This is a genomic window from Pseudarthrobacter sp. NamE2 (genome assembly GCF_005796205.1).
Lineage (GTDB): Bacteria > Actinomycetota > Actinomycetes > Actinomycetales > Micrococcaceae > Arthrobacter.
Map to the genome: position 1 here is coordinate 130946 of NZ_VAHN01000007.1, position 26284 is coordinate 157229.

Genomic DNA, 26284 nt, shown 5'->3' on the forward strand with positions numbered 1-26284 from the left:
AAAAAGTTAGGTCCGGGAGGGGACAGTTTACCAAGTCCGTGTAATCACCCTGTCCGTGATGCCCGGTCCACCTGCCGTTTTCCACGCCGTGGCAGGGCCAGGATTCCCGGGCTGTTCGCCAGCGGCGGATACGATGCAAATATGAACAGCGCCAGCGCCGCGGGGGCCATGCAGCCGGCCTCGGAACTTGAATCCGGACACCATGCGTCCAGCCGCGGAAGGATCTTGGCCTGGGCATCCTGGGACTGGGGGTCAGCCGCCTTCAACGCCGTGATGACTACCTTTGTCTTCACCGTCTACCTGACGTCCAACACCTTCGGCGGGGAAGACCAGGCGTCGGCGGTGCTGGGCGGCGCCCTGGCGGCAGCTGGCGTCGCCATCGCCCTGCTTGCCCCGGTAACCGGCCAGCGCTCGGACGCCGGCGGCCGGCGCAAGCTGTGGCTGGGAGTCAACACGGCCGCCGTCGCCGTCCTCACGGCACTCTGCTTCTTCGTCTTCCCGCGTCCCGAATTCCTGCTCCTCGGCGTCACGCTGATCGCCTTGGGCAATGTCTTTTTCGAGTTCGCCGGCGTCAACTACAACGCCATGCTTGCCCAGGTTTCAACGCCGCGGAACATCGGCAAGGTCAGCGGGTTCGGCTGGGGGGCAGGGTACCTGGGTGGCATTGTCGCTCTGCTGATCGTCCTGCAGCTGTTTGTCCAGCCCGCCTTTGACTGGTTTGGCGCCTCCACGGAGGACAGCCTGAACATCCGCCTGGTCGCCGTCTTCTCGGCCCTGTGGTTCTTCATCTTCGCCCTGCCCGTGCTGTTCGCCGTCCCGGAACTGCCCACGACGGACCAGTCCGCGAGGCTGCGGTTCGCGGCCAGTTACCGGCTGCTGGTCCGCCGCATCAAGGCCATCTACGCCACGAGCCCGCACACCATCTACTTCCTGCTGGCCAGTGCAGTGTTCCGCGACGGGCTCGCGGCGGTCTTCACATTCGGCGGGGTCATCGCCGCGGGCACCTTCGGCTTCGAACTGTCCCAGGTCATCTTCTTCGCCATCTTCGGGAACGTGGTGGCCGCCGTGGGGGCGGTCATCGGCGGATTCCTGGACGACCGGGTGGGCCCTAAAGCGGTGATCATCGGCTCCCTGGTGGGGCTCCTGGTGGCCGGCACGGTGATCCTGGTCCTGGGCAACGGCGATTACGTCTTCTTCGGCATGGACTGGGCGGGCAGCACCACGTTCTGGGTGTTCGGCCTCTTCCTCTGCCTGTTCGTGGGTCCTGCCCAGTCGTCCTCGCGCGCCTACCTCGCACGCCTGGCCCCGCACGGCGAATCGGGGGAACTCTTCGGCCTGTACGCCACCACCGGCCGGGCGGTCAGCTTCCTGGCGCCTGCCCTGTTCACCCTCTGCATCACGGTAGCCACACCTCTGGTGGCACCGGGTGAAGGGCAGCGCTGGGGCATCCTGGGCATCATGGTGGTCCTGCTGGCGGGGCTCCTGGTGCTGCTGCCGGTAAAGTCGCCCGGCAAGGCGCCCATCGCGGTGGTTCCGGCCTCGTGATCCCCCGGTTCAGTCGCCGCTTCTTCGGCTCAGCGCCAGGGAACCTGCCGCGGCCCCAAGTGCATGCCGGGAAGACTAGGCTTAAACCATGAACGTGGATGAGACCGACCTTCCGGGCCTTGGCCTGCGGAAGGATTTCATGACAGCGTCAGGCCGCCGCATCGGCGTGGTGGAGCGGCGCGAAGGCCAGACCGAACTTATCGTTTCAACCTGGGATGATCCCGATACCTGCCAGGCGTCCATCCCACTGACCAGCGATGAAGCTGCCACCCTGGGAAACCTGCTGGGCGGGCAGCACCTGGCCATGAAGCTGACCGAAGAGCACAAGGACGTCCCCGGAATCGTCACCCGGCAGTTCTCCATCGCTCCGGACTCCCCCTTCCAGAACCAGCCCATGGGCAAGGCCTGTATCCGCACCCGCTGTGGCGTCTCAATCGTCGCCATCATGCGTGAAGGCGAGGTTCTTCCCTCGCCGGGACCCGACGTCGTGCTTCACACCGGTGACCTTCTGATCGCTGTCGGAACCCAGGAAGGCCTCGACACAGCGGCCGACATCCTGCGCCACGGATAACCCCTATGGACCCGCTGGCCCTGACCCTCATTGAACTTGGGGCCGTTGTGTTCTGCCTCGGCCTGTTGGCGAGGCTGGCCGGACGGATCGGAATGTCGCCCATCCCGCTCTATCTCCTGGGCGGGCTCGCCTTCGGCGCCGGAGGCATCATCAAGCTGGAAGGTATGCACGAATTCGCACACCTTTCCGGCGAGATTGGTGTCATCCTGCTGCTGCTTATGCTTGGGCTGGAATATACGGCGGCCGAGCTCTTCACCGGCCTGCGCCGGTCCTGGCAGGCCGGCGTGCTGGACCTCGTCCTGAACTTCCTGCCGGGCGCCCTGCTTGCCCTGCTCCTGGGCTGGGGCGGCGTAGGCGCCATGGTGATGGGCGGTGTCACCTACATTTCCTCTTCGGGAATCGCGGCGAAGGTGATCACGGACCTGGGCCGCCTGGGCAACCGCGAGACTCCCGTGGTGCTCTCCATCCTCGTGTTCGAGGATCTCGCGATGGCCGTCTACCTGCCCATCCTCACTGCCATCCTCGCCGGCGTCAGCTTCCTGGGCGGCCTCACCGCCGTTGGGATTGCCCTCGCGGTAGTGAGCCTGGTGCTGATGGTGGCCCTACGGCACGGGCACCGCGTTTCCAAGGCCGTCCACAGCGAGAACTCCGAGGTATTCCTGCTCAACGTCCTGGGCGCGGCCCTGCTGGTCGCGGGTGTGGCATCCGCCATGCAGGTCTCCGCCGCAGTGGGGGCCTTTATGCTGGGCATCGCCATCTCCGGCGCCACCGCACACAACGCGACGCGCATCCTGGAACCGCTGCGGGACCTTTTCGCAGCAATTTTTTTCGTGGCATTCGGCCTTAACACGGACCCTTCGTCCATCCCGCCCGTGCTCGGCTGGGCACTGGTGCTGGCGGTGGTCACGGCCGCCACCAAGATGGTCACGGGAATCTGGGCGGCCAAGCGTGCGGGCATCGCGCAGCGCGGCCGGTTCCGCGCAGGAGCGGCACTCATCGCCCGCGGCGAATTCTCGATCGTGATCGCGGGCCTCGCCGTTACCTCCGGAGCAGTGCCGGACGAACTGGCAGCCCTTGCCACGGCCTACGTACTGATTATGGCCGTGATGGGGCCGCTGGCCGCCCGCTACGTGGAGCCGATCGTCGCGGCGACCGGCAGCACCGGGGTTCCCGCGAAGGCGTAGCTGCCTGCCGGCTAGATGCTGGTGCGGTGGAAGTTCAGGTGGCTCCGGCTCGCAGTAGGGCCGCGCTGGCCCTGGTAGCGGTTGCCGTAGTCCCCCATACCGTAGGGGTACTCCGCCGAGGAGGTGAGCCGGAAGAAGCAGAGCTGGCCGATCTTCATGCCCGGCCACAGCTTGATGGGGAGCGTGGCCATGTTGGACAGCTCCAGGGTGACGTGGCCCGAGAAGCCGGGGTCGATGAAGCCTGCGGTGGAGTGCGTGAGGAGACCCAGCCGGCCCAGTGAGGACTTGCCCTCAAGACGTGCCGCGACGTCATCCGGGAGCGTCACGGTCTCGTAGGTGGAGCCCAGGACGAACTCCCCCGGGTGCAGGATGAAGGCTTCGTTCTCTTCCACTTCCACCAGCCGGGTCAGCTCGGGCTGCTCCAGGGCGGGGTCGATGTGTGCGTATTTGTGGTTGTCGAACAGGCGGAAGAATTTGTCGATCCGGACATCCACGGACGACGGCTGGACCATCGCGGGCTCATAGGGCTCCAGGACAATCCGCTGGGAGTCGATTTCGGAACGAATGTCGCGGTCAGAGATCAGCACCGTCCCAAATTACCGTATGCGTTATCCACACCCACATTCTTGCGTTGTTGCTGTGGCCTGCTGGGGCTAAAGTTGCTTCAGATACTCAGGCGCCGGATGGTCTCCCGGATGGCCCAACAGAGCTGGGGATGTTGTGAATAGATTTGTAGCGCCCTCTTTTATTGGCGCGCTATGCGCCTTGGTGCTGGTTTCCTCCTCAGGCGGCGTGATGCCGGCCACGCTGGCGGACGGGGGGCAGGCTGCCGTATCCGGTCCTGGCAGTGTCCTCCTGGAGTCTGCTGTGGCCGCGGCCGGCTCCTCCGCCGGAAACGGGTCCACGGCTTCGGCGCTTACCCCAGCCGTGGAACCGGAGATCCGCGCGGCCTCTCCGACCGCCACGGTTGACCCGGCCCCCGCATCCGGTACCACCATGGAAGCGGCGCCCGCAGCCCAGTCCCAGCCTTCGCCGTCGGCTCCCCTGGCGGTGACGAAGGAGGCCGGCACCACGCCTGAGCCTCCATCAATACCGCCGCTGTGGGCACCGGACGAGGAACTGGGTAAGACCGTTCCGCGCGTGACCGGCCCCGAAACCACGATGGCTGCCCCCGCCCCCGAAGCCCTGGTGAAGGACGACAATACGGCAGCGGTCCTCACGGTGTTCAACAGGATCAATGAATACCGCGCGGCCAACCGGCTAAACCCCGTGAAGTACCACCCCACAGTGGCAGGCCTGGCGCAGGAATGGTCGGACAGTATCGCCTCGCGCGAGGTCATCGAACACCGCGCCAGCTTCTGGACCGATCCGCGGGCCCTCAACCCGAACAACGGGGCCGGCGAAGTCATCGCCATCCGCACTGACCGTGACGCCGCGCAGCTCGTGGAATGGTGGAAGGGATCCCCCGGGCACAATGCCATGCTGCTGGACCCCCGGTTCAACGTCATGGGCGCCGGTATCTCCTACACCAACAGCACGTACAGGATCTGGGGCGTGGTCAACTTCTTCGGCTACACCACACTTCCCGCAGGTACCCTTGAGTCCCCCGGCGGTTCCGTTGGCGGCGGCGGAGGAGCAGCGCTGCCCCCGCCCGCACCCAGCATGTGTGACGCGCCAGTGCGGCACATGCCGCCCACACTCGATCTCTCCGCGGCAGCCATCAAGGGGCCCGCCGACCTGGTCACCGTGGATGCGGCCGGCCAGCTCCTGGGCCGAACCTCCCTGGGGGTACGGTCCTATGGACCGCCCAGGGTGATCGGCTCCGGATTCTCCGGCGCCAAGGAAGTCTTTGTCACTGACTGGGACCGTGACGGCGCCTTTGACCTGCTCACCCAGTGGACCAACGGGAACCTTACGCTCCACCGGGGCATTGCCACCGGCGGGTTCCAGGCGCCCGTAACCCTCGGCGCCGGCGGCTGGCAGTCCCTGACCCTGGCGGTGGGTGGCTGGTGCGCCAATAACCGGATGCCCCAAATCCTCGCCCTGGACACCGCCGGGAGCCTCCATCTGTACTCCAACAAAGGCACCGGGGACCTCGCCGCCCGGGTCACTGTCGCCAGCGGCATCAGCGCGGCCCGGCTGGCCATGGTGGATTACGACGCTGACGGATTCCAGGACATCCTGAGCCTGCGCACCGATGGCAGCGTGCAGCTCTACCGCGGCTGGGGAACCACTGCACTGCGTGCGGAAACAAGGGCGACCGTTGCCACCGGCTGGCAGGACGTGACAGGCATCAAGGCCCTGAGGGACGTAACCGGGCTGAACTCCACCGGCATCGCCCTCCGGCGGGCGTCCGACGTTGTGCAGTACTGGGACCTCAGCACCGGAAGCCTGGCGTCGCCGTCGAACATTGCCGGCCCCTGGTCCGGCCAGCGGCTGGCCCAGTAGGGCAGGACTGGCCGGTCCGGCTGCTACTGCTGCCGCCGGGGAACCTGTCTACTGGACTGCCGGCTGCAGCTCCAGGATGTCCTTGAGCTGTTCCAGCTGCGCTACTTCCGCCCGGACCCGCCGCTGGGCCATCTTGTTGAACAGGCCCACCCTGTCCAGCAGGCCAAAGATGCCCTCGGGCTCGGATGCAAGCGCAAACCTGACCCGGGTCCCGGAGCTCTCCGTACTGAGGTAATAGCCTCCGGTTCGGTTTGCGGGTCCGGATGTGACCCGGAACTGGATTTCGGCGCCCGGCCGGGCAGCGGTGATTTCCAGATCGGCCGGAATGCTCAGCCCGGACCTGCCGGCCACCATCTTCCGGTAGACGGCTCCTTTGGTCGCGGCCGGGCCCTGCAGCAGCTTCACGCTGCGGACTGCCTCCCGCCATGAGGGCAGGTTGGTGGCGTCCAGCAAGTAGAGGTAAACAGTCATCGCGTCGCGGCGGATGAGGACCTCGTGCTCTGCGGATGCCATGAAGATCTTCCTGTTTTGACGTCGGCCTGGCTCGATAGCCGCCCTCCCCCTGACGTCGCAGCTATCCCGATTACGTTAGCCAGCGCACCGCGCCGCCACCTAGCCAGTGCCGGTGACGTTATTGAAGAGTTACTGGATGACGCCGCAAAGTCCGGGACACGGCCCTCTGCGCTCCAGGTTGGCGGGCGCGGCCGCGCACTTGCGCTAAGCTAAGTTCTGCCCCGCGCATGCGGCGGCAGCGCGGCTGTAGCTCAATGGTAGAGCGCTAGCTTCCCAAGCTTGATACGCGGGTTCGATTCCCGTCAGCCGCTCCAACACCCTTCCACAGATACCCGAGGCGCCGGCGGCCGTTCCAGCTAGGCAGCCGCCCGGGAAGCAATCCGCAGCGGACGGCGCCGGTCCTTCAATTCCACCTGCAGCCGAAGCGAGCCTTTCCGGGCCAGCACGACGGCGACCGTCAGGGCTGCGAGCGCAGGCACCCCACCGGAGACCAGCAGTGCCACGTGCGGGTCTGCGTGTTCGGCGATCCAGCCGAGCATGGGTCCGCCCAGGGCCTGGCCGCCGATCAGCACCATGATGTAGAGGCTCATCACGCGTCCCCTGATGCCCATGTTCGAACTGACCTGGACCAGCTGGTTGGAACCGGTCAGGAACATCAGGCACCAGAAACCGGACAGGACCATCGCGGCGCCGAACAACTCAAGCGAGGGTGCCAGCGCGGCGAGGCAGAGCATGGCGCCGTACATGCCTGCGCAGAACACCACGGAGCGGAGCCGGAGCTGCCGGCGCCGCGTGGATGCAACAGCGCCGGACAGGGCGCCGAGCGCAACCAGGGCGTTAAGCAGGCCGTAGCCGCCGGCGCCCACCTTGAAGACGTGGTCCGCGAAGGCGGCAAGCACCACGGGAAGCCCCATGGCGAAGACCGCAATGAACCCGGCCATCAGCCACGGCCAGTAGATGGTGGGCTTGCTCAGCGCGTACCGGAGGCCCTCCCGCAGCATCCCCTTGCTCTTGGGCGTGGGTGCGTTGACAAACAGCTGGTCCTTGCGGAGGACAAGGAGCATCACCACCGTGGAGCAGCAGGCGAAGGCGTTGCCCGCAAACGCCCATCCTGCACCCACGGCGGTCAGGAGCCATCCGGCCAGGGCAGGGCCGATCAGGCCGCCCAGCTGGAACGTTGTGGAGTTCACGCTGATGGCGTTGCGCAGGTATGTCGGGCCCACCAGCTCATTGACGAACACCTGCCGGGCAGGTTGGTCGAGGACGGTGACCAGCCCCAGGACCAGGGCGATCACATAAACATGCCAGACCTCGATGGTTCCGGTGAGGGCGAGGGCCGCAAGCGCTGCGGCCAGCACCGCTGCCACGGCCTGGCACAGGATCAGGATCTTCCGCTTGGCGAACCGGTCAGCCATCATGCCGCCCCATGGTCCCAGGAGCAGGGAGGGCAGGAACTGCAGCGCCACGGTGATTCCCACTGCCGTCACTGAACCCGAGAGCTCCAGCACCAGCCAGTCCTGTGCGATGCGCTGCATCCAGATTGCGACGACGGCAATGAAGTGCCCGATGGCGAAGATGCGGAAGTTCGGCACCTTCAAGGAGATGAACGTGTGCCGCCACGGGAGCCGCTCAGAGACGACAGGCAGCGGCTGGGTCTGGTTTTCGTTGGGTGGCGCAGAACCCGCGGAGTCGATGACGGGCTGGGTGACGGTTGCCGGCGACGGCGGTGGGGGTGCCACAGGAGTGTCCTCAAATTTGCGGGCGGTCCGGGATGCCCTTAACGCTAGGCTGGGCCTTGCCGATTATGAGGGCGTATTGTCCCTATAACTCGTATTGCAATGTGCAATGAAGCAGCAGCACTGAAAGCCGCAGGAGTCCTCCGTGTTTGAACCAGCCCAGCTCCGTTCCTTCCTTGCCGTGGCCGAAACACTGAGCTTCACCAAGGCTGCCGACCGGCTGGGGCTGGCCCAGCCCACTATCAGCCAGCACATCCGGAAACTGGAGGCCGCGGCCAAACGGGTGCTCATCACCAGGGACACGAGGGACGTCCGGCTGACGGACAACGGCGATGCGATGGCGGGCTTTGCCCGCACCATCCTGTCCGCCCACGACGCCGCCGCCCGCTACTTTTCGGGGTCCGCGATGCGCGGACGGCTGCGATTCGGGACCGCGGACGATCTGGCCATCACCAGCCTGCCCCGGATCCTTCGTGAATTCCGGCAAATCTATCCGCAGATCAACCTCGAACTGACGGTGGGCCAAAGCGACCAGCTCTACCGCAAACTGAATGCCGGCCAGCTGGACCTGGTGTTCGTGAAGTGGGTGGCAGGAGCCAAGGACGGCACCGTGGTGCAGCATGATTCCTTCTCCTGGGTGGGCCTCGAGCAAACCACCCTTGAACCCGGGAACCCGGTGCCGCTCATTGCGTACCCCTCCCCCAGCCTCAGCAGGAAGCTCGCTATCGACGCACTTGAATCCCACGGCAGGACGTGGCGGATTACCTGCACCACGCGCCAGATCAGCGGTGTTCTTGCTGCCGTCCGGGCGGGAATCGGCGTCGCGGTAATGCCCTCGTCGCTGGTGCCCGACGACCTCAAGATCATCACGCGACGGTTCGACCTTCCGCCGGTGGGGGACGTCGACTTCACGCTGATCCGCAACCCTTTGGCCAACACGGAAGTAATCGACGCGCTGACGCAGTCCATCGTGGGCCGTTCCATTAACCGGCAAACGTAAATAATAGAAAACCGGGAACATGCAGCCCGGAGAATTCTTTTTCCAGTCTGATATGTCCACACTGGAAAGGTGAATTTTGGACTACGGACGAAAAGAAGACAACCCGTTCTCCATTGATGCCGGAACGTTACATAACCTATGCTTGTTTCCCCATGGTCAAGCAGATGGCCGTTCACTAATTCGAGCGCAACCTGAACAACAGAACTCTGCGCCCGGGACAGGCAGCCAATGACGACAGCCAGGAACACCCACTTCAACGCGGCCCACGCACGTCCGCACACCACTTCGCGGCCTTCAACCCGCCAAACCACCCTCGGCGCCGGGATAGCAACCACAGATTCCGGTTACGTGGGAAAGCCTACCTGCGACAAATGCCGCACCGATGAATTTATCTACCTCGAGTCCTACATCCCGCCGACCTACCGGCGTGATGGGTCCGTTGCCACTCTTGGGGAGGTGGCCTACACCTGCACCCGTTGCGAGGACTTCTCCGCACACAGCGTTCCCGTGACGTGGACGCCGCCCGGGTGGTACCTGGGCTAACTGACGCGGGTCTCACCGCCGACTAAAAGGCCGGGCAGCCACCCAGAAGGTGGCTGCCCGGCCTTTTGCATGCAGGGACTAAATCAGCGCATCGGACAGGTGGTTCGGCGTCCCAAACCGGTGTGCCGTGATGCTGACGGCCTGCTCGTGCAGGAAAGGCAGCAGTTCAACGCGCCCGGCTTCGGTGACCGGGTGCGCGTACACGGCCAGGTCCGGCCGGCCGCCAGTTGCCTCGGCGAGGGCGGAGGCGTCACCTCCAATCAGGCGGATCCTTCCGTTGGACAGCCTGCCCGTGGAGGCAAGGCGGCCCGCCGAAGCCAGCCAGCCGGCGTCGGACTCCACCGTCACCTCGATGTCCAGGGCGGTGAGCACGGCGCGCAGCTGGGCGGGAAGCTCGACGGCGGTGGACACCGTCAGCTCCGACGCGGCCAGGACGCCGGCCGCAACAGTCCGGACTAGCTGCGCGAGCGGCGCGCCTTCGGAGAGGCGCACGGTGACCGGCAGGCTGCGGTAGCGGAAGACATTGCGCTCGGCGCTCAGGCCGGACACGTCCTTCGCGGTGCCGAACTCCCCGGCCCAGGCCTCGGCGTCGGAGGCCAGGGCGCGCTGCACGGACTCCAGCTCGGCGGGCTCCAGGGCGGGGCCGGCGGCGTTGAGGATGCGGCGGACGCCGGGGTGGGTGATGGCGGCCGTGGCGGACGCCTCCGCGGGAAGCCAGTCGCCCAGGCCGGCCAGGTAGTTGGGCCCGCCGGCCTTGGTGCCGGCACCAACAGCAGACTTCTTCCAACCGCCGAACGGCTGGCGCTGCACGATGGCTCCCGTGATGCCGCGGTTGACGTAGAGGTTGCCGGCCTGAATGCCGTCCAGCCAGATCCCAAGCTCGTCCGCGTTAAGGGAGTGCAGGCCGGCGGTGAGGCCGTACTCGATTTGGTTCTGGATGGCGATGGCTTCTTCCAGGGTCTCGGCGGTCATCACGCCGAGGACCGGGCCGAAGAACTCCGTCAGGTGGAAGTAGGAACCGCGCTTGACGCCGTAGCGCACGCCGGGGCTCCAGAGCTTGCCACTCTCATCCAGCTTCTTCGGCTCCACCGCCCAGTTCTCGCCCTCGCCCAGCGTGGTGAGCGCGTTCAGGAGCTTGCCGTTGGCGGGCTCGATGATGGGGCCCATCTGGCTGGTGGGATCCTGCGGGTAGCCCACCTTCAGCGAGGTGACGGCGTCGATCAGCTGGTTGTGGAACCGCTTGGACTTGGCCACGGAACCCACCAGGATCACCAAAGAAGCGGCGGAGCACTTCTGGCCGGCGTGGCCGAACGCGGAGTAGGCCACGTCCTTGGCTGCCAGGTCCAGGTCCGCGCTGGGGGTGACAATGATGGCGTTCTTGCCGCTGGTCTCCGCCAGCAACGGCAGGTCCTTGCGGAAGGAGCGGAACAGCTCGGCCGTTTCGTAGCCGCCGGTGAGGATGACACGGTCCACGGCCGGGTGGGAGATGAGCTGCTTGCCGAGCTCGCGCTCACCCAGCTGCACCATGGTCAGGACATCCTTGGGGACGCCGGCTTCCCAGAGGGCTTCCACCATCACGGCACCGCTGCGGGCGGCCTGCTTGGCGGGCTTGATGACGACGGCGGACCCTGCGGCCAGTGCCGCAAGGGTGGACCCTGCCGGGATGGCGACAGGGAAGTTCCACGGCGGCGTGACCACGGTGAGTTTGGCAGGAACGAACGTGGCGCCGTCGACCCTGTCCAGCTTGCGCGCGGACTCGGCGTAGTAGTGCGCGAAGTCAACGGCCTCGCTGACCTCGGGGTCGCCCTGGTCGATCGTCTTGCCGGTCTCGCTGGCCATGACCTCGAGCAGGTCGGCGCGGCGGGCTTCAAGGATGTCCCCGGCGCGGTGCAGGATGTCGGCGCGCTCGTCGCCGGAGAGCCCGCCCCAGGCCTTGCCCTTTTCGACGGCGGTCTCGATCACCTTGTTGAGGGTGGCCTCGTCGGTGATGGATGCGGCTGCCACGGAGGCGTTGCCCAGCGTGGAGCCCGGGATGCGCTTCAGGATGGCGCGGCCCCATTCGCGGTTGTCGGGCAGGGACGGGTCGGTGTCCGGGGTGTTGTGGAACCCGTTGTGCGGCATCGGCACCGGCGGCATGTTGCGGTCCTGGCGGCGGTTGGGCAGCGGCACGCTTTTGTCCAGGGCTTCGAGGGAGGACAGGAAGCGCTGCTTCTCGCGCTCAAAGAGCCCTTCGTTCTTGTCCAGCTCGAACACGGCGGACATGAAGTTTTCCTGGCTGGCACCCTCTTCGAGGCGGCGGATCAGGTAGGCGATGGCGACGTCGAACTCGGACGGGTGGACCACCGGGGTGTAGAGCAGCAGGGATCCGACGTCCTTCTTGACGGCTTCCGCCTGGCCCTGCGCCATACCCAGCAGCATCTCGAACTCGATGCCGGACTCCACCCCGCGCTGCTTGGCCAGGAGCCACGCGAAGGCGATGTCGAACAGGTTGTGGCCGGCCACGCCGATCCTGATGTTCTTGACCCGTTCCGGGTGAAGCGAGTAGTTGATGACGCTCTTGTAGCTGGTGTCCGAGTCCTGCTTGGTGCCCCAGGTGGCGAGCGGCCAGTCGTGCAGGGAGGATTCCACCTGCTCCATGGGCAGGTTGGCGCCTTTCACCACGCGGACCTTGATGCCGGCACCGCCGTTGGCGCGGCGTTCGGCGGCCCAGTCCTGCAGCCGGATCATGGCGGACAGCGCGTCCGGAAGGTAGGCCTGGAGGACGATGCCGGCCTCGAGGTTCTTGAACTCGGGCTTGTCCAGGATCCTGGTGAAGACCGCGATGGTCATGTCCAGGTCCTTGTACTCCTCCATGTCCAGGTTGATGAACTTGGCCTTGCCGCCGGTGCTGCTCCCCGGGGCGGCGAAGGAGTTGGCGAGCTCGAACAGCGGGGTGAGCTTTTCGACGACGTGCTCCACGGCTTCGTCGAAGGCCCAGGCGGAGTGCGGGGCGACGGTGGAGGACACCTTGATGGAGACGTAGTCGACGTCGGGGCGGGCCAGCAGGGTGTGGGTGCCTTCGAGGCGGCGGGAGGCCTCGCGCTCGCCCAGTACTGCCTCGCCGAGGAGGTTGACGTTGAGCTTGATGCCGTCCTTCTTGATCTTGGCGATGGCAGGACCGAGCTTGGCGTCGGTAGCGTCCACAATCAGGTGGCCCACCATCTCGCGGAGGACCTTGCGGGCGATGGGGATGACAACCTGGGGCATGGCCGGGGCCATGGTGCCGCCGAGCGCGACGGCGCTGCGCATGTACCAGGGCAGGAACGCCGGGACCTTGGGGGCAAGCTTGGCGAGGTTGCGGGCGGCGACGTTCAGGTCCTCGGGGCGCACCACGCCGTCAACGAAGCCGACCGTGAAGTCCAGGCCGTTGGGGTCCTTCAGGACGCCGGCCAGCTGCTCGGCGGAGGCGTCAACCGGAACCTTGGCGGCCTCGGTCAGCCAGTGGCGGACCAGGGCGACGGCCTCGCTGGCCAGGGCCTTCGCCTGGGGCACGTCGACGTCGACAGTCTGCGGCGCAAAGCCGGTGGAGACTGCCGGTTCCATTGCTACGTGGGTCATGGTCTTTCCCGTTCTTTCCTGGGGTGGCGAGGTGGTCTTTCCACCAGTATGAGCCTCAGTTCACATAAGATAAAGCGATCTTTTCCAATCAATACAGGTTAGAAAAACCAACGATTTTGATGGGTCCCATTCCCTGACGCTCTCTCGCTTACTGCACCCCTAAACACCACCCTCTCTCACTTACCGCACCCCCTTCCTGAACGCTCTCGCACCTATCCGGACACGAACGAACCCTCCCCCACAGGAGTGAGAGAGGGTTCGTCGATTTGCTGCAGCAAGTGAGAGAGGGTTCGTCGATTTGCTGCAGCAAGTGAGAGAGCGTCCCGGGTCAGCCGAGGGGGCGGTGCATCTCCACGAGTTCCTCGTGCCGCGGGCTGTTGGGGTTCATCAGCGAGTGCTTGCGGCCGTAGAAGAAGTAGATGGCCAGGCCGATGACCAGCCATACACCGAAGCGCATCCACGTCTCCCAGTGCAGCTGGAACATCAGGAAGGCAGAGGCGAGGACGCCGAATGCGGGAACCACCGGCATCAGCGGCAGCCGGAAGGTGCGCGGCGCGTCCGGGCGCTTGTAGCGGAAGATGATCACCGAAATGCAGACGACGACGAACGCGGCCAGGATGCCGATGTTGGTGAGGTCCGCGACTTCCTTGATGGGGAAGACGCCGGCGAGGAACGCCGAGCCGATGCCCGCGATCCAGGTGACGCGCTGCGGCGTGCCGTGGCGGTCAGTCTTGGAGAACCAGCCGGGCAGGAGTCCGTCGCGGCTCATGGCGAACCAGACGCGGGTGACGCCCAGGAGGAAGGTGAGCATCACGGTGAGGATGGACAGCACCGCAAACACCGAGATGATGGTGGCGATCACGGGCAGGCCCACGCCGGTGAAGGCTGAAGCGAAGCCGGCGGTGGGGTCGATGTCCCGGTAGTTCTGCATGCCGGTCAGCACCAGGGTGGCCGCAACGTAGAGCAGCATGGCGATGATCAGGGAAAGCACAATCGCCTTCGGCATGTGCTTCTTGCCGTCGGTGGCCTCTTCGGCGGCGGTGCTCATGGCGTCATACCCGAAGACGGCGAAGAAGACGGTGGCGGCGCCTGCGAGGACAGGGCCGAAGCCGCTGGGCATAAACGGGTTGTAGTTGTTGGTGTCGATGTAGAACACGCCCAGGCCGATGATGAAGAGGATCAGCAGGACCTTGATGGCCACGGCCACCAGTTCAAAGCGGCCGAACGCCTTGGTGCCGCGGGACAGGATCCAGGTGACCAGGAGGCAGACCAGGATGGCAGGAATGTTGACGATGCCGCCCTTGCCTTCATCCGCCGTCGAGGTCATCCAGGCCGGCATGTTGATGCCGATGCCGGAAAGGAAGGCGTCGAAGTATCCGGAGATGCCGATGGCGACCACGGCCACGATGGCGATGTATTCCAGCAGCAGGTCCCAGCCGATGAACCAGCCAATGATTTCGCCCAAGGCCACGTAGCCGTAGGTGTAGGCGGAACCTGCGCGCGGGATCATGCCGGCGAATTCGGCGTAGGACAGCGCGGCGGCCGCGGAGGCAAGGCCGGCCACCAGGAACGAAATCAGCACCGCGGGCCCCACTCCGGGCGTGCCTTCGCTTCCCGCGGCCACCAGCCCCGCAAGGGAGAAGATGCCGACGCCGATAATGCCGCCGACGCCGATGGCCGTCAGCTGCCACAGCCCGAGCGACTTGAAGAGGCCGCTGTGCTTGTTCTCTTCTTCGATATCGTCGATGGGCTTGCGCCTCATGACCGACTGGCTCATATCTCTACTACTCATCAGGAACTCCTGCTTGGGGTGCGACCCCGCCGCGGCACGCCAATAATTGGCTGTGACGGGGGTAACTCGATCCCAACAGTATGCAAGTACCCTTGCATTAGATAAAGTGGCTACTTCTAACCTATATTCGTTAGTTTAGGTAAGGATTTCCTCATGCTTGACGTGCGCAGGCTGCGGCTGCTCCGCGAGCTCAGCATCCGCGGGACCCTTGCCGAGGTGGCGGAGGCACTGCAGTACAGCCCGTCGTCGGTATCCCAGCAGCTGGCCCTCCTCGAAAAGGAGGTTGGCGTGGAGCTGCTCCGGAAGACCGGCCGCCGGGTGCAGCTGACGCCGCAGGCCGAGGTGCTGGTGGCGCACACAGCACAGCTGCTGCAGACCATGGAACAGGCAGAGGCGGACCTCGCCGCGTCGCTCACCACGGTCACCGGGACGGTCCGGATCGCGGTGTTCCAGTCCGCGGCGCTGGCGCTGATGCCGGACACCCTCACCAGGATGACCACCAACTACCCCGAGGTCCGGATCGAGATGATCCAGCGGGAGCCTGAAACCGCGCTCCACGAAACCTGGGCGCGCGATTTCGACCTGGTGATTGCCGAGCAGTACCCGGGCCATGCCGCGCCCCGCTACCCGGAGCTGGACCGCATCAAACTGACCACTGACGCTATCCGGCTTGCCGTTCCCCCGGCGTCCGACGGCGGCACGGCCATCCGCTCCATCGCGGACACCGCGGAACTCGCTTGGGTCATGGAACCGCGGGGTGCCGCATCGCGCCATTGGGCGGAGCAGGCGTGCCGCAGCGCCGGATTCGAACCTGACGTGCGCTTTGAAACGGCCGACCTACAGGCCCAGATCCGGCTGATCGAGTCCGGTAACGCCGTCGCGCTGATGCCGGACCTGGTGTGGACCGGCCGCGGCACCACCGCACAGCTGCTGGAACTGCCGGGCAAGCCGCACCGCACCATCTTCACCTCCGTCCGCCGTTCCAGCGCCAAGCGCCCGGCCATCCTCGCGGCCCGGGAGACGCTCGCCGCAGCAGCGGAGGCAATTTCCGGCGACGCTGCTTAAGCCGGGATGTTCCCTGCGTCACTGCGGCAAAAGCACCCCGGCGCTAGACTGGAGCCGTTATGAATCGAACAATGTTCAAGTCCAAAATCCACCGGGCCACTGTTACGCACGCTGACTTGCACTACGTCGGCTCTGTCACCGTGGACCTGGACCTGCTCGAGGCCGCGGACATCCTGCCCGGCGAGCTGGTGTCCATTGTGGACGTGACCAACGGCGCCCGGCTGGAGACCTACACGATCGCCGGCGAGCGCGGTTCCGGCGTGATCGGCATCAATGGCGCCGCCGCCCACCTCATGCAGGAAAACGACATTGTCATCCTGATCACATACGCACAGATGACCACCGAAGAGGCCAAGGCCTACGAGCCCAAGGTGGTCCACGTGGACGAGAACAACAAGGTGATCCAGCTGGGGAACGACCCCGCCGAGGGCCTGACGCCCGGACTTCTCCGCCCGCCGCACGCCCTCAACAACGCCATAGTCTAGCCCGGAGCGTGCGCCCCGGTTCCTTATCCCGCCATGCCCGGCAGGGTGACCCGTGCTAGGAGTGCTGGCGGGCTTCTTCGTGGTGTGGTGCATCATCCTGGTGGGATGGTTCGTGGGCCGGCAAAAGATCCTCGGGGATAACGCCCGGCCGGTCCTGAGCGCACTCACATTCTTCGTGGCCAGCCCGGCCCTGCTCTTCGAAACGCTGAGCAAGGCCAGCCTCCAGGAAGTCTTTGCGGAACCGCTGCTGGTGGCTGCGGTCTCGGCCGTCGCCACCGCGGCCGTCTTCTTTGTCCTCGCTAAATTTTGGCTGAAGCGCTCCCTGCCGGAGTCGCTGATGTCCTCCATGTCCGCGTCGCTGGTCAACTCCGCCAACCTTGGTATTCCAATTGCGGTATATGTCCTGGGCGATGCCAGCTACGTGGCACCCCTGCTGATCTTCCAACTCGCCTTCTTCACGCCGCTGTTCCTGATGATCCTGGACTCGAGCACCAGTTCGCATCGCACCACTGCCCTGGGCTTCGTCGTGATGATCCTGCGGAACCCGATGATTGTGGGATCCGCGCTGGGACTGATCGTGGCCGGCACCGGCTTCCAGGTGCCGGACCTGGTGATGGAGCCCATCCACCTGATCGGCGGCGCCGCGATCCCGGCGATGCTGATCGCGTTCGGCATGAGTTTGAACGGCACCCGCCCGTTGCAGGCGTCGGAGGGCCGCCGGGTGGACACCCTCCTGGCCAGCGCCTTCAAGCTGGCCGTCCAGCCGGCGCTTGCCTACGTCTTTGCCCGCTATGTGCTTGGCATGGAGGGGCACCTGCTGTTCGCCGTCGTCGTGACCTCCGCCCTGCCCACCGCGCAGAACGTCTTCGTGGCAGCCAGCCGGTATAAAACGGGACTGACGGTGGCGAAAGATACGGTCCTGATTACCACTGTGGTGGCTGTTCCTGCGATGATCGGCGTCGCGCTGCTGCTGACCTGACCCCTGACCTCACGCAAGCCTGGAGGCCTGATGAACACTGTTCCCGATACCGTGGTGATCGGCGGCGGCGCCATGGGTTCGGCCGCTGCCTGGGCGCTGTCCCGCCGAGGCCGACAAGTGACGCTGGTGGAGCAATTCGGTCCGGGGCACAAGATCGGCGCCTCGCACGGCAGCACCCGAAACCTTAATCCCGGCTACCAGCGGCCGGAGTACGTGGCCATGCTCGCCGAGAGCTTCACGCTGTGGGAGGAACTGGAGCAGGAGGGCGGCGAGCAACTGCTGACGCGGACCGGCATTGTCACCCACGGGCCGGACCCGCAGCTTCCCGAAATCGCCGCCGTGCTGACGCAGGCCGGCCTCCGCGCTGAGCTCCTGCACCCGGACGAAGCGGGCGAACGCTGGCGCGGCATCCGCTTTGACCAACAGGTCCTGCACATGCCCGACGGCGGCCAGCTCAACCCTGAGGCAGCGCTCCCCGCCTTCCGGCGCCTTGCCGCAGCCCGGGGCGCGGACATCCGGCACAACACCAAGGTGGTGGACTTCCAGGTGACGGACGACAGCGTCCGGCTGGTTTTGGAGTCGGCGGCGGGAACGGAGACTGTCACCGCTGCCCAGGTTGTGGTCACTGCGGGCGGCTGGACGGAGAAGCTGCTCGGCGCCGCTGGCGGGTTCCGGCTCCCGAAGCTCACCGTGACACAGGAGCAGCCGCTGCATTTCCGGATGGCGGACGAGGGTGCTGTCTGGCCCGGCTTCAACCACTACCCCGGCTCGGGACCGGAATACCAGGGCTGGTACTCCCCCGTTTACGGCATGCACACCCCTGGCGAAGGGATCAAGGCCGGCTGGCACGGGGTGGGACCCGTGGTGGACCCGGACCGGCGGTCCTTCCTGCCGGAGCCGCAACAGCTCGCCGCGCTGCAGGACTATGCCCGGACCTGGCTGCCCGGCGTGGACGCGGACTCCTTCGTAGCCATCAGCTGCACCTACACCACCACGCCGGACGAGGACTTCATCCTGGACCGGATCGGGCCCGTGGTGATCGGGGCAGGCTTCTCCGGGCACGGGTTCAAGTTCACGCCCGTCATCGGCCGCATCCTTGCGGACCTCGCCACCGGAACGCGACCCGCGCCGGAGATCTTCCGCGCATCTCGATAGCCACCGGGACCCACAGCCCCCACCAGGCAGGCCAGTGTCAGCGGGGAGTCTCCTCCGCCTCGGTGAGGGCCGGCTCCCCGGCCGCGCCGCCGTCGTCGTCCGTTCCATAGTCAGCGTTGGCACCCGCCCTGACGGCCGGCATGGCCAGTACGGCAGCGACGGTGAGCAGACCCGCCACCAGCGCGGCCAGGAATACCGCTCCGGAAGCGGCCACCACGGCAGGACCATGGCTGTCGCCGCCCGGCGCGCCTGCGTAGATGGCGTTGGCTACCGCACCGAAGACGGCTACGCCCAGGGCGCTGCCGATGGAGCGGGCGAACATGTTGGTGCTGGTGACCACGCCGCGTTCGTGCCAGGGGACGCTGGACTGGGCGGAGATCAGAGTGGGCGTCGCCACCAGGCCCAGGCCGAGTCCGACGACGAAACAACCGAGGGCGACCAGCAGCACGTTGGGTGCCGCCGACGTGAGCGCCAGGATAAGGAGTCCCGCAACGGTGACGATAATTCCGATGAGGGCTGTGGCCTTGAACCCAATGCGCAGGTAGAAACGGCCGGCCTGCGAGGCGCTGATGGGCCAGCCGAGGGTGAGTGCCGCCAGGGCCAGCCCGGCCACCAGGGGCGACGTTGCCAGCGCGCCTTCCAGGAAGGTGGGCACGTAGGACGTCAGGCCGATCATCACCGCACCAACGCCGAAGGACACCAGCGCGGTGGTGCCCAGGAGCCGCCGGGAAATGACCCAGGCCGGCAGGATGGGCTCCGCGGCCCGCCGCTCCACCAGCAGGAACAGGACCAGGAGCACGGTGCCCACCGCGAAGATGGCGACGCTGATTGCCGAGTTCCACGCCCAGGCCTGGCCGCCCTGCAGGGCTCCTAGGATCAGCAGACCAAGGGACACCGCCAGCAGGCCGGCGCCGGCGTAGTCCACGCGGTGCTTGGCCCGGTCCACGTTCTCGTGCAGGGTCCGGACCAGCATCCACCCGGCCAGCAGGCATAGCGGGATGTTGACCAGGAAGATGCCGCGCCAGAAACCAAGCGAGGCAAAGATGCCGCCCAGGCTGGGACCCACAACGGAGGAGGCCGCCCACACGCTGGCGAGGTAGCCCTGGACCTTGGCGCGTTCCTCAAGGGAGTAGATGTCGCCGGCGATGGTGATGGAGACCGGCAGCACGGCGCCGGCGCCGAGGCCCTGCAGGGCGCGGAACGCGATCAGGGCCGGCATGCTCCAGGCGATGCCGCAGAGGACGGACCCGAGCAGGAACAGCCCGATACCGGCCAGGATGATGGGTTTGCGGCCCAGCATGTCGGAGAGCTTGCCGTAGATGGGGACCGAGACGGCCTGGGCCAGCAGGTACGCGGAGAAGAGCCAGGGGAAGGACTCGAAGCCGCCGACGTCGCGGACGATGGACGGGACTGCGGTGGCCACGATGGTGGAGTCGATGGCCACCAGTCCGGTGGCCAGCATCAGGGCGATGAGGATGGGTCCGCGGTCCGAGCGGAACCCCACGCCTTCAGTCTTGGCTGCCACGGAGTGCCTTAGATCCGGACCAGGTTGGCGGCTTCGGCGAGCAGCTCGACGGACCGCAGCCGCTCACCGGTGCCGGTGCTCTGGTGGGCGACGATGAGTTCGTCGGCGTCGGCGTGCTTGCCGAAGTCGTCCAGGTAATCGATCACCACGTCCGGGGTGCCCACGGCGGAGTACGTCATCATCTGCGAGACGTGCTGGCCCTGCGGCGAGTCGAGGATCATGTCCGCCTCGTCGTCGGTGAATTCCCGGGTGCCGCCGCCGAAGAACAGGGACACGCGGGCGCGCTTGGTGGCCTGCAGCATGGCCTGCGCCTCGGAAGCGGAATCGGCAGCGATCACGTTCACGCCGGCGATGACGTAGGGCGCGTCCAGCTGGGCGGACGGCTTGAACTCGCGGCGGTAGAGGGCGACGGCGTCCTGCAGCGCGTTCGGCGCGAAGTGCGAGGCGAAGGCGTACGGCAGGCCCAGCTGGGCGGCAAGGCGGGCGCCGAACAGGGACGAGCCCAGGATGTAGAGCGGGACGTTGGTGCCCTTGCCGGGGGTGGCTTCCACGCCCTGGATACGGGTGGGACCGGTGAGGTAGCCCTGCAGTTCCAGGACGTCCTGCGGGAAGCTGTCCGCGGACATCGGGTCTCGGCGGAGGGCGCGCATGGTGTTCTGGTCGCTGCCCGGTGCGCGGCCCAAACCGAGGTCGATCCGGCCGGGGTGCAGGGTTTCCAGGGTGCCGAACTGCTCGGCGATGGTCAGCGGCGAGTGGTTGGGCAGCATGATGCCGCCGGCGCCCAGCCGGATGCTTTCGGTGTGCGCCGCAACGTGGGCGATCAGCACGCTCGTTGCGGACGAGGCGATGGAGGACATGTTGTGGTGCTCGGCGTACCAGACGCGCCGGTAGCCCAGCTTTTCCGCGCTCTGCGCCATGGCCACGCTGCCTGCGAAGCTCTCCGCCGCCGTCTGGCCTTTGCCGATGGTTGCCAGGTCAAGGATGGAGAGCGGGAGAGTCACGTCGAGTGCCGGCCTTTCAAAAAATTTCGTAGTAGGGCCCGCTCGCGGCGGGCACTTAGGACATAACGACGGCGGGGCCCGGCTTATTTCTGTGATCTGCGGAACGCCGGACAGGACGAAGCGCAAGGCGAACCAGCTAAGCCTGCGCGTTCATCACGGCGCTCAGATGTCTCATGTCGGATGCCACAGAAAGGGGACCAGTCCGTTGTGGACTGGTCCCCTCCTTGCGGCGCACGTCATTGGGCGCCGGTTTCCACACCGCTTAGACGGCGCAGCCTCCCAGGGCGATGGTGCCGTCGATGGCCCTGATCTGCTTTTGAACGTCGCCCAACTGGGTGGTCAAGCCCAATACCACCGCCTTTTGCGCCTCCACTGCTTCCTTCTTTGCCCCCCTCTGGCTCTGGACCACGCGGAGTTTGTCCTGCGCTGCCACCAACTGTCCATCCAACGCAATCAGCTGGCTCTGCAAGGCAGCCAGGTTTGCTTCAGCTGCCGTGATCTCATCCTTGAACTGGTTGAGCTGGGTTAGCAGCGGCGCAACCCGGTTCTGCAGCGTCAGGATTTCGGCTTCCGCGGCCGAGATCTGCGTGTTCAGGGCGTTCACATCGGCGGAAAGCTTCTCCGCAATGTCGTTGAGGCTGCCAATTACATAGGTCTTGTCAGTGACGGCTGTGTTCGCCGCTGTCAGGGCAGACTCGAGGGCGGGCAGCTCGGCCTGAAGGTCGGAGAGCTCGCTTGCCGCGGATTCAACGGCTGACCTGGCGTTCTCCAACTCCGCGTTGGCGTCGGTCAATGCATCCTGTTTGGCGGCGAGGACGTTCCTCTGTTCGGCAATAGCCTCCTGTGCTTCCACTACCCTTGATGTCAGCCCTGGCAGTGCTTCCTCAAGGTCCGCAACCACCTGCTGTTGGGCCGCGACTGCTTCTGCTGCGCCAGCGGCAGCAGTTTCGAGGCCGGGAAGCTCGGCCAGCAGGTCATCGAGCTGGACCTGCTTTTCGGCGACAGCGCTATTGGCAGCTGTCACGGCGGCCTGAAGTCCCGGCAACTGGCCTTTCAGCATGCCAATTTCGGTTTGCTGGGCGGTGACCCCGGCATTCGCTGCATCCAGTGTCGTCTGGAGTGGCGCCGCCTTCTGCTGCAGTGCGCTGCTCTCCTGCTGCTTTGTGAGGAGCTGGGAATTGAGTGAATTAACTTGTCCCTGAAGTGTTTTCAGGTCGCCCTGCAGGCCCGAGATCTGAGCGTTCTTGTCGGCGATCTTGGTGTTTAGCGTAGCGAGCTCGCCTTGCTTTTGAGCCCGGGCTGCCTCCAGTTCCCGCTTCTCCCTTGAGTTGCCCTTGATGGCATCGATTTGCCTCGTTAGCTCCGCGATTTCCGCCTCGAGGGTGGTCTTTTGCGTGTTGAGCGCCTCCAACTCCCCTTGCGCTTTCCTAATCTCATCCTGCTTCGCCGTGATCTTGGCATTCAGCGTGGTGATCTGGCCCTGAAGAGAAGTGATGTCTTTGCTGAGGGTGCCGATCTTGGCCGTGTTGTCGTCCACCGCTTTTGCCGCTGCCGCCGCCTCGGCCTGCAAGGTGACCAGCTCTGTCTCGGCAGCGGCTATGTCGGCATCCTTGGTGTCGAGGACTGCTTTGGCGTTCGTCGCAACACCTTGCAGTCCCGCGAGCTCTCCTTCGGCTGTGGTGATCTGGCCCTTCTTGTCGATGACGGCCGTCTCAGCAGTTTCCGATGCAGCAACCAATATGGCAAGCGTCTTCTCTGCTTCAGCCACCAAGAGCTCCCGGGCCTGCAGCTCCTGGGCTGCCTCGGCGCCTGCGGCTTCCAGGGCTTCCAGCATCTCCTTGGCCTCGGTAACTTCCTGTTGAGCAATGTCGACGGCGTCCGCGGCCTGCTCTGCTTGGGTAGTCAGCGTCTGCAGGTCACTTTGCGCCTGTTCGATGTCTGCATTCTTGGTGGTGACAGCATCGGCGGCGTCGGCAACAGCCTGCCGGAAGGTTTCCAACTCAGCTTGTGCTGCGGTGAGCGCCGCACGGTTGGCTTCCTCATCGGCGACGAGGCCCGCCAGCCGCTCCTTCAAGCTTGCGGCTGCGGCTTCTGTAGCCGCCAGGTCCGCCTTCAGCGGCGAAACTGCGCTTTCTACGTCCGCAGCCTGGTTCTGAAGCGCCGCCAGCGCTGCCTCCGCGTCCGCAATAGCCGTCGTCGTGCTGGCTTGTTTCTCCTCCAGCAGTTGCAGCTGGGCCGCAGCTGCAGCCTCCTCGACGAGCAATTGCTGTTCCTGGTCTTCAAGATCTGCGAGTGTCTTGTCTGCAGCCGCGATCCCGGCCTTCAATTCAGCTTCCTGCTTCTGCAGCTGAACCTTCTCCGCCTCCAGCTTGGCGATGGCATCCGCGTTCTTCTTGGCAGCGGCCTTGAGCAGGTTTGCCTGGACGCCGCCCCGGTGGGCCTGCTGGTTGACCACGCCGTTGCAGATGGCGCCGTTGGATGTTGTGCCGGCCACGGCGGGCTGAACCAGAATGAGGCTGCTGGTCAGCAGGCCGGGCAGGACAACCGCTGCCGCGAGACGGCGTGCAAGGACAGACTTTTTGGGGGACGTGCGCATGCGAGCTCCTGTTGAGACCATCGGGCGGCCCACTCTGGCCGCTGCCTAAACCAAAAGTACGTTCCCGTCGGGGCGGATAACACGCGTAATGCCACACCTGTCTTTCGTTGCCAAGTACTCGATTTCTGAAGCCGTTTGGCGGAGCCACTACTTGGTTCTTCACTCTCAGAAGCGGCAAATGTGACCGCAGCGGTCGCCTCGTTAACCGCCGTTACCCCCTGTATCCCCGCGTTTCGCAGCCTTTGATTCCTCCTTTGCGGCTGCCGGATAGTCGCTGCAAAGCATCCACTTCCGTTGCATCACCTGTCGATTTCCCAGAGGGAACCATGGCCATCAAGGCAAAGCCCGCCGCCCTCACAGCACTTACTCTCACCGTGCTGCTGGGGCTGGCAGCTGCGCTGACCCTGGCGCGACGGCAGCGACAGCACCGTCGTCGTCATCACCTGCCCAGCTCCATATATTCGCTCTGGTGCTGTGCTGTTTAGGGCCAGCCTTCTTCGAGCAGGGGTGTCACGGTCACTTCGTTGAGAAGCATCTCCCGTGGTGAGAGGGCTATCCAGGTGATGAGGTCCGCGAGGTGACCGGGGGCAGTGACTGCTGTGCCGGAGCGCCGCCTTTGGCTTGTTGGTCTCTGTAGGAGGGATCCCATGCGCCCCATTGCGTGTCCATAGCCCCGGGGTACAGCAGGCAGGTTCTGATGCCGGACTTTTTGGCCCTCGGCGGCAAGGGACTGGGTCAGTCCGGTCAGCGCGAACCTGGAGGCGCAGTAGGCTCCGGCGTTTGCCCATCCGCGGCGCCCGGCTACCGAGCCGATGTTGATGATGGTGCCCCCGCCGGCATACCGCATCCCGCATCCCGCATCCCGGGAAATACTGCCCTGGCAAGGAGGAAGACTTCCCGGAGGTTGACGTTCATGACCCTGTCCCAGTCTGCTGCCTCGAGCTTCTCAACAGTGCCGGGGACGTCTGTGCCGGCGGCGTTAACGAGTATGGTGACAGGCCTTAGGTCCCGACGGATGTTTTCCGTGGTCAGCGACACGACAACCGGTCCGTAGGCCGGTATCCCTTCTACGGCGTTGATGCGCCTGTCCCAGTTTTCGTCAAGTGCCAGGGTCGGGCATTCGTTCAGGCCTGGTGTAGTGGATGTGCTGGGCGTGGGGTGCGTCAGGGGTCAGGCCCTCGGCGTGGACCTCGATGTGTCCGATCTTCTGGTTTTTCACCACGGCGGTGGCGGTCCCGGAAGCGCCGGAACCGTTCAGTTCATGAAGCTCGGCTGTGAGCGTCACCGACTTGTCCTCTGCTTTGTCGTTGTGGGCCAGGACAGGGCCTGCTCCCATCGACACCGCGGTGATGACCACTGCTGCTGCTCCGCCAAGAGCCAGCTTGGAATTCTCATGTTTTCGCTCCCTATCAAGGGGCCGCCCAGGAATTCGGCGGTCGTCTGTGATTCCCGCCACAGCGGGGCGGGATGAGTCGGGCCCCTACCTTTATCGTTGGCCCGGTCTTAGTGAGGGGAGGCTTCAGCCTCACGGGGCAGTCCGTGAGGGCTGGGGTGACGAATAGTGGGTGTGGGGTAGTTTCCTGATGGGCGCGCCGTCCGGTGTGTGCAGGACATATCCCTGTGAAGGGGATTGTCATGAAATGGATCAACCGTGTTTTAACCGTAGCCGCCGCCGTGTCGGTGGTCGCCATCAGCGGGTGCGAAGCGCAGGACGAGGGGAATTTCGCGCCGCCTGCGGCAAGTTCCCCCACCGCGTCAGCGAATGCATCGGCCCAGGCCACCGAAGCCGTCATCACTATCAAGGATTTCAAGTATGAGGTTCCGGCGTCGGTGAAGCCTGGTGCGATGATGACGGTGACGAACGCCGACAGCGCACCACATACCGTGACTGCCAAGGATGAGGGCGGGTTCGACATTGAAGTCCGGGGTGGTTCAACGGTAATTTTTCAGGCACCTGACGCTCCGGGTGAGTACGGCATTATCTGCAGCTTCCACCCGCAGATGACCGGGACGCTGGTGGTGAAGTGAGCCGAGAAATGACAACGCCGGAACCGAAGCCACAGACAGAGTCACTGTCGGTATTGCGCGCAGGTGTTGCGGTGGCCCTGACGGCCAGCGCGGCGGTCCATGTCCAGCTCGCCGCGGGCTACCAGCAGGCAGCCCCCGGTGGCGTCGGCCAGGGCGCCCTGTTTCTGGTCCAGGCCGGCGCGACGGCCCTGGCCGCGGTGTTCGTTCTGCTCAAAGGCTCCCGTAAGGCTTTCGCTGCCGCCGCGGTGGTGGCGTTGTCGTCCCTGGCCGCGGTCATCCTTTACCGGTATGTCCAGGTCCCTGCTATTGGGCCGCTGCCGTCAATGTATGAACCGGTCTGGTACACGGCCAAAGTCATCACGGCCGTCGCTGAAGCGGCCGCAGGGGCCCTGGCAGTGGTGGGGTACGCCCTGCTGCCCAAGAGCCAGGCTGGATCAGGGCGCGCTGCCCCGGGGCCGGCGCCGCGGCACCTCGGCTGCTTGAGTTAACACGCCACAACCAGCTTAAGAGCCCTGGAAAAC

General features: G+C 65.4%; 23 protein-coding genes and 1 tRNA gene. 13 read left to right on the forward strand and 11 right to left on the reverse strand.

Going from position 1 to position 26284, the window contains the following annotated elements:
• Positions 1 to 141: 141 nt before the first annotated feature.
• The 3 genes from FDW83_RS10375 (at position 142) to FDW83_RS10385 (ending at position 3300) form a co-directional block, all read left to right on the forward strand.
• Entirely contained in the window at positions 142 to 1545 is a 1404-nt protein-coding gene (locus tag FDW83_RS10375; RefSeq protein ID WP_138138016.1) for an MFS transporter, read from the forward strand.
• Positions 1546 to 1633: 88 nt separating this feature from the next.
• Positions 1634 to 2116 carry a cation:proton antiporter regulatory subunit gene (locus tag FDW83_RS10380; protein ID WP_138138017.1) on the forward strand — a complete coding sequence of 161 codons (483 nt, stop codon included), beginning with the start codon at positions 1634 to 1636 and terminating at the stop codon, positions 2114 to 2116.
• A gap of 5 nt (positions 2117 to 2121) precedes the next feature.
• Positions 2122 to 3300, forward strand: coding sequence for a cation:proton antiporter (locus FDW83_RS10385; RefSeq protein WP_138138018.1), 1179 nt, complete (start codon positions 2122 to 2124; stop codon positions 3298 to 3300).
• Positions 3301 to 3311: 11 nt separating this feature from the next.
• On the opposite strand, the gene dcd is transcribed toward FDW83_RS10385, so the two are convergent.
• Positions 3312 to 3887 carry a dCTP deaminase gene (gene dcd / locus FDW83_RS10390; protein WP_138138019.1) on the reverse strand — a complete coding sequence of 192 codons (576 nt, stop codon included), beginning with the start codon at positions 3885 to 3887 and terminating at the stop codon, positions 3312 to 3314.
• Positions 3888 to 4095: 208 nt separating this feature from the next.
• On the opposite strand from dcd, the gene FDW83_RS10395 reads away from it, so the two are divergent.
• Positions 4096 to 5748, forward strand: a complete 1653-nt coding sequence (locus FDW83_RS10395) for a CAP domain-containing protein (protein ID WP_138138020.1) — start codon at positions 4096 to 4098, stop codon at positions 5746 to 5748.
• 48 nt (positions 5749 to 5796) lie between these two features.
• Here FDW83_RS10395 and FDW83_RS10400 read toward each other — a convergent pair whose 3' ends face one another.
• Complete coding sequence (locus tag FDW83_RS10400) at positions 5797 to 6261, reverse strand: SRPBCC family protein (protein WP_138138021.1); 465 nt, start codon at positions 6259 to 6261, stop codon at positions 5797 to 5799.
• A gap of 240 nt (positions 6262 to 6501) precedes the next feature.
• Between FDW83_RS10400 and FDW83_RS10405 the strand changes: the two genes are divergently transcribed.
• Positions 6502 to 6575: transfer RNA gene (locus tag FDW83_RS10405), tRNA-Gly, on the forward strand.
• Positions 6576 to 6617: 42 nt separating this feature from the next.
• On the opposite strand, the gene FDW83_RS10410 is transcribed toward FDW83_RS10405, so the two are convergent.
• Positions 6618 to 8000, reverse strand: coding sequence for an MFS transporter (locus FDW83_RS10410; protein WP_138138022.1), 1383 nt, complete (start codon positions 7998 to 8000; stop codon positions 6618 to 6620).
• A 142-nt stretch (positions 8001 to 8142) separates the two neighbouring features.
• Between FDW83_RS10410 and FDW83_RS10415 the strand changes: the two genes are divergently transcribed.
• Complete coding sequence (locus tag FDW83_RS10415) at positions 8143 to 8997, forward strand: LysR family transcriptional regulator (protein ID WP_138138023.1); 855 nt, start codon at positions 8143 to 8145, stop codon at positions 8995 to 8997.
• 228 nt (positions 8998 to 9225) lie between these two features.
• A complete protein-coding gene (locus FDW83_RS10420) occupies positions 9226 to 9540 on the forward strand; it encodes a hypothetical protein (protein ID WP_138138024.1) in 315 nt (104 codons plus the stop codon).
• A 78-nt stretch (positions 9541 to 9618) separates the two neighbouring features.
• Here FDW83_RS10420 and FDW83_RS10425 read toward each other — a convergent pair whose 3' ends face one another.
• Both FDW83_RS10425 and FDW83_RS10430 read right to left on the reverse strand, forming a co-directional pair.
• Positions 9619 to 13137, reverse strand: coding sequence for a bifunctional proline dehydrogenase/L-glutamate gamma-semialdehyde dehydrogenase (locus tag FDW83_RS10425; protein ID WP_171027528.1), 3519 nt, complete (start codon positions 13135 to 13137; stop codon positions 9619 to 9621).
• A gap of 328 nt (positions 13138 to 13465) precedes the next feature.
• Positions 13466 to 14929 (reverse strand): amino acid permease, encoded by a 1464-nt coding sequence (locus tag FDW83_RS10430; RefSeq protein ID WP_138138025.1) that lies wholly within the window; start codon positions 14927 to 14929, stop codon positions 13466 to 13468.
• A gap of 153 nt (positions 14930 to 15082) precedes the next feature.
• Here FDW83_RS10430 and FDW83_RS10435 point away from each other — a divergent pair, with 153 nt between their 5' ends.
• From FDW83_RS10435 to FDW83_RS10450, 4 genes are read left to right on the forward strand one after another with little or no spacing between them, the layout of a single operon-like run.
• The gene (locus tag FDW83_RS10435; RefSeq protein WP_138138026.1) at positions 15083 to 15994 is read left to right on the forward strand and encodes a LysR family transcriptional regulator; all 912 of its coding nucleotides are present in this window, start codon (positions 15083 to 15085) and stop codon (positions 15992 to 15994) included.
• Between the two features lie 59 nt (positions 15995 to 16053).
• Positions 16054 to 16479: an aspartate 1-decarboxylase gene (panD, locus tag FDW83_RS10440; RefSeq protein WP_171027529.1), complete on the forward strand. Its 426-nt coding sequence runs from the start codon at positions 16054 to 16056 to the stop codon at positions 16477 to 16479.
• Positions 16480 to 16531: 52 nt separating this feature from the next.
• Positions 16532 to 17458 carry an AEC family transporter gene (locus FDW83_RS10445; protein WP_138138027.1) on the forward strand — a complete coding sequence of 309 codons (927 nt, stop codon included), beginning with the start codon at positions 16532 to 16534 and terminating at the stop codon, positions 17456 to 17458.
• A 30-nt stretch (positions 17459 to 17488) separates the two neighbouring features.
• Entirely contained in the window at positions 17489 to 18613 is a 1125-nt protein-coding gene (locus FDW83_RS10450; protein WP_138138028.1) for an FAD-dependent oxidoreductase, read from the forward strand.
• Between the two features lie 37 nt (positions 18614 to 18650).
• On the opposite strand, the gene FDW83_RS10455 is transcribed toward FDW83_RS10450, so the two are convergent.
• The 6 genes from FDW83_RS10455 to FDW83_RS10480 form a co-directional block, all read right to left on the reverse strand.
• Positions 18651 to 20075: an MFS transporter gene (locus FDW83_RS10455; RefSeq protein WP_240720953.1), complete on the reverse strand. Its 1425-nt coding sequence runs from the start codon at positions 20073 to 20075 to the stop codon at positions 18651 to 18653.
• Positions 20076 to 20146: 71 nt separating this feature from the next.
• On the reverse strand, positions 20147 to 21139 hold the full coding sequence (locus tag FDW83_RS10460; protein ID WP_138138030.1) for an LLM class flavin-dependent oxidoreductase: 993 nt from the start codon (positions 21137 to 21139) through the stop codon (positions 20147 to 20149).
• A gap of 262 nt (positions 21140 to 21401) precedes the next feature.
• Entirely contained in the window at positions 21402 to 23735 is a 2334-nt protein-coding gene (locus FDW83_RS10465; RefSeq protein WP_138138031.1) for a chromosome segregation ATPase, read from the reverse strand.
• Positions 23736 to 24216: 481 nt separating this feature from the next.
• Entirely contained in the window at positions 24217 to 24582 is a 366-nt protein-coding gene (locus FDW83_RS10470) for an SDR family NAD(P)-dependent oxidoreductase (protein WP_138138032.1), read from the reverse strand.
• Entirely contained in the window at positions 24537 to 24773 is a 237-nt protein-coding gene (locus tag FDW83_RS19735) for an SDR family NAD(P)-dependent oxidoreductase (protein WP_171027530.1), read from the reverse strand. The genes FDW83_RS10470 and FDW83_RS19735 overlap by 46 nt, the downstream gene beginning before the upstream one ends.
• Positions 24774 to 24834: 61 nt before the next feature.
• On the reverse strand, positions 24835 to 25092 hold the full coding sequence (locus FDW83_RS10480; RefSeq protein WP_138138033.1) for a hypothetical protein: 258 nt from the start codon (positions 25090 to 25092) through the stop codon (positions 24835 to 24837).
• A 278-nt stretch (positions 25093 to 25370) separates the two neighbouring features.
• On the opposite strand from FDW83_RS10480, the gene FDW83_RS10485 reads away from it, so the two are divergent.
• Both FDW83_RS10485 and FDW83_RS10490 read left to right on the forward strand, forming a co-directional pair.
• Positions 25371 to 25763 carry a cupredoxin domain-containing protein gene (locus FDW83_RS10485; protein WP_138138034.1) on the forward strand — a complete coding sequence of 131 codons (393 nt, stop codon included), beginning with the start codon at positions 25371 to 25373 and terminating at the stop codon, positions 25761 to 25763.
• Between the two features lie 8 nt (positions 25764 to 25771).
• Positions 25772 to 26251, forward strand: coding sequence for a hypothetical protein (locus FDW83_RS10490; protein ID WP_205754670.1), 480 nt, complete (start codon positions 25772 to 25774; stop codon positions 26249 to 26251).
• Positions 26252 to 26284 lie beyond the last annotated feature (33 nt).

Excerpts from the sequence above, each read along its gene's own strand:
- FDW83_RS10490 (WP_205754670.1), top strand. The coding sequence starts at position 25,772 with ATGACAACGCCGGAACCGAAGCCACAGACAGAGTCACTGTCGGTATTG.
- FDW83_RS10375 (WP_138138016.1), top strand. The coding sequence starts at position 142 with ATGAACAGCGCCAGCGCCGCGGGGGCCATGCAGCCGGCCTCGGAACTT.
- FDW83_RS10385 (WP_138138018.1), top strand. The coding sequence starts at position 2,122 with ATGGACCCGCTGGCCCTGACCCTCATTGAACTTGGGGCCGTTGTGTTC.
- FDW83_RS10380 (WP_138138017.1), top strand. The coding sequence starts at position 1,634 with ATGAACGTGGATGAGACCGACCTTCCGGGCCTTGGCCTGCGGAAGGAT.
- FDW83_RS10400 (WP_138138021.1), bottom strand. The coding sequence starts at position 6,261 with ATGGCATCCGCAGAGCACGAGGTCCTCATCCGCCGCGACGCGATGACT.
- panD (WP_171027529.1), top strand. The coding sequence starts at position 16,054 with ATGAATCGAACAATGTTCAAGTCCAAAATCCACCGGGCCACTGTTACG.
- FDW83_RS10435 (WP_138138026.1), top strand. The coding sequence starts at position 15,083 with ATGCTTGACGTGCGCAGGCTGCGGCTGCTCCGCGAGCTCAGCATCCGC.
- FDW83_RS10465 (WP_138138031.1), bottom strand. The coding sequence starts at position 23,735 with ATGCGCACGTCCCCCAAAAAGTCTGTCCTTGCACGCCGTCTCGCGGCA.
- FDW83_RS10420 (WP_138138024.1), top strand. The coding sequence starts at position 9,226 with ATGACGACAGCCAGGAACACCCACTTCAACGCGGCCCACGCACGTCCG.
- FDW83_RS10395 (WP_138138020.1), top strand. The coding sequence starts at position 4,096 with ATGCCGGCCACGCTGGCGGACGGGGGGCAGGCTGCCGTATCCGGTCCT.
- FDW83_RS10485 (WP_138138034.1), top strand. The coding sequence starts at position 25,371 with ATGAAATGGATCAACCGTGTTTTAACCGTAGCCGCCGCCGTGTCGGTG.
- FDW83_RS10470 (WP_138138032.1), bottom strand. The coding sequence starts at position 24,582 with ATGCGGTATGCCGGCGGGGGCACCATCATCAACATCGGCTCGGTAGCC.
- FDW83_RS10430 (WP_138138025.1), bottom strand. The coding sequence starts at position 14,929 with ATGAGTAGTAGAGATATGAGCCAGTCGGTCATGAGGCGCAAGCCCATC.
- FDW83_RS10450 (WP_138138028.1), top strand. The coding sequence starts at position 17,489 with ATGAACACTGTTCCCGATACCGTGGTGATCGGCGGCGGCGCCATGGGT.
- FDW83_RS10455 (WP_240720953.1), bottom strand. The coding sequence starts at position 20,075 with ATGCTGGCCACCGGACTGGTGGCCATCGACTCCACCATCGTGGCCACC.
- FDW83_RS10425 (WP_171027528.1), bottom strand. The coding sequence starts at position 13,137 with ATGACCCACGTAGCAATGGAACCGGCAGTCTCCACCGGCTTTGCGCCG.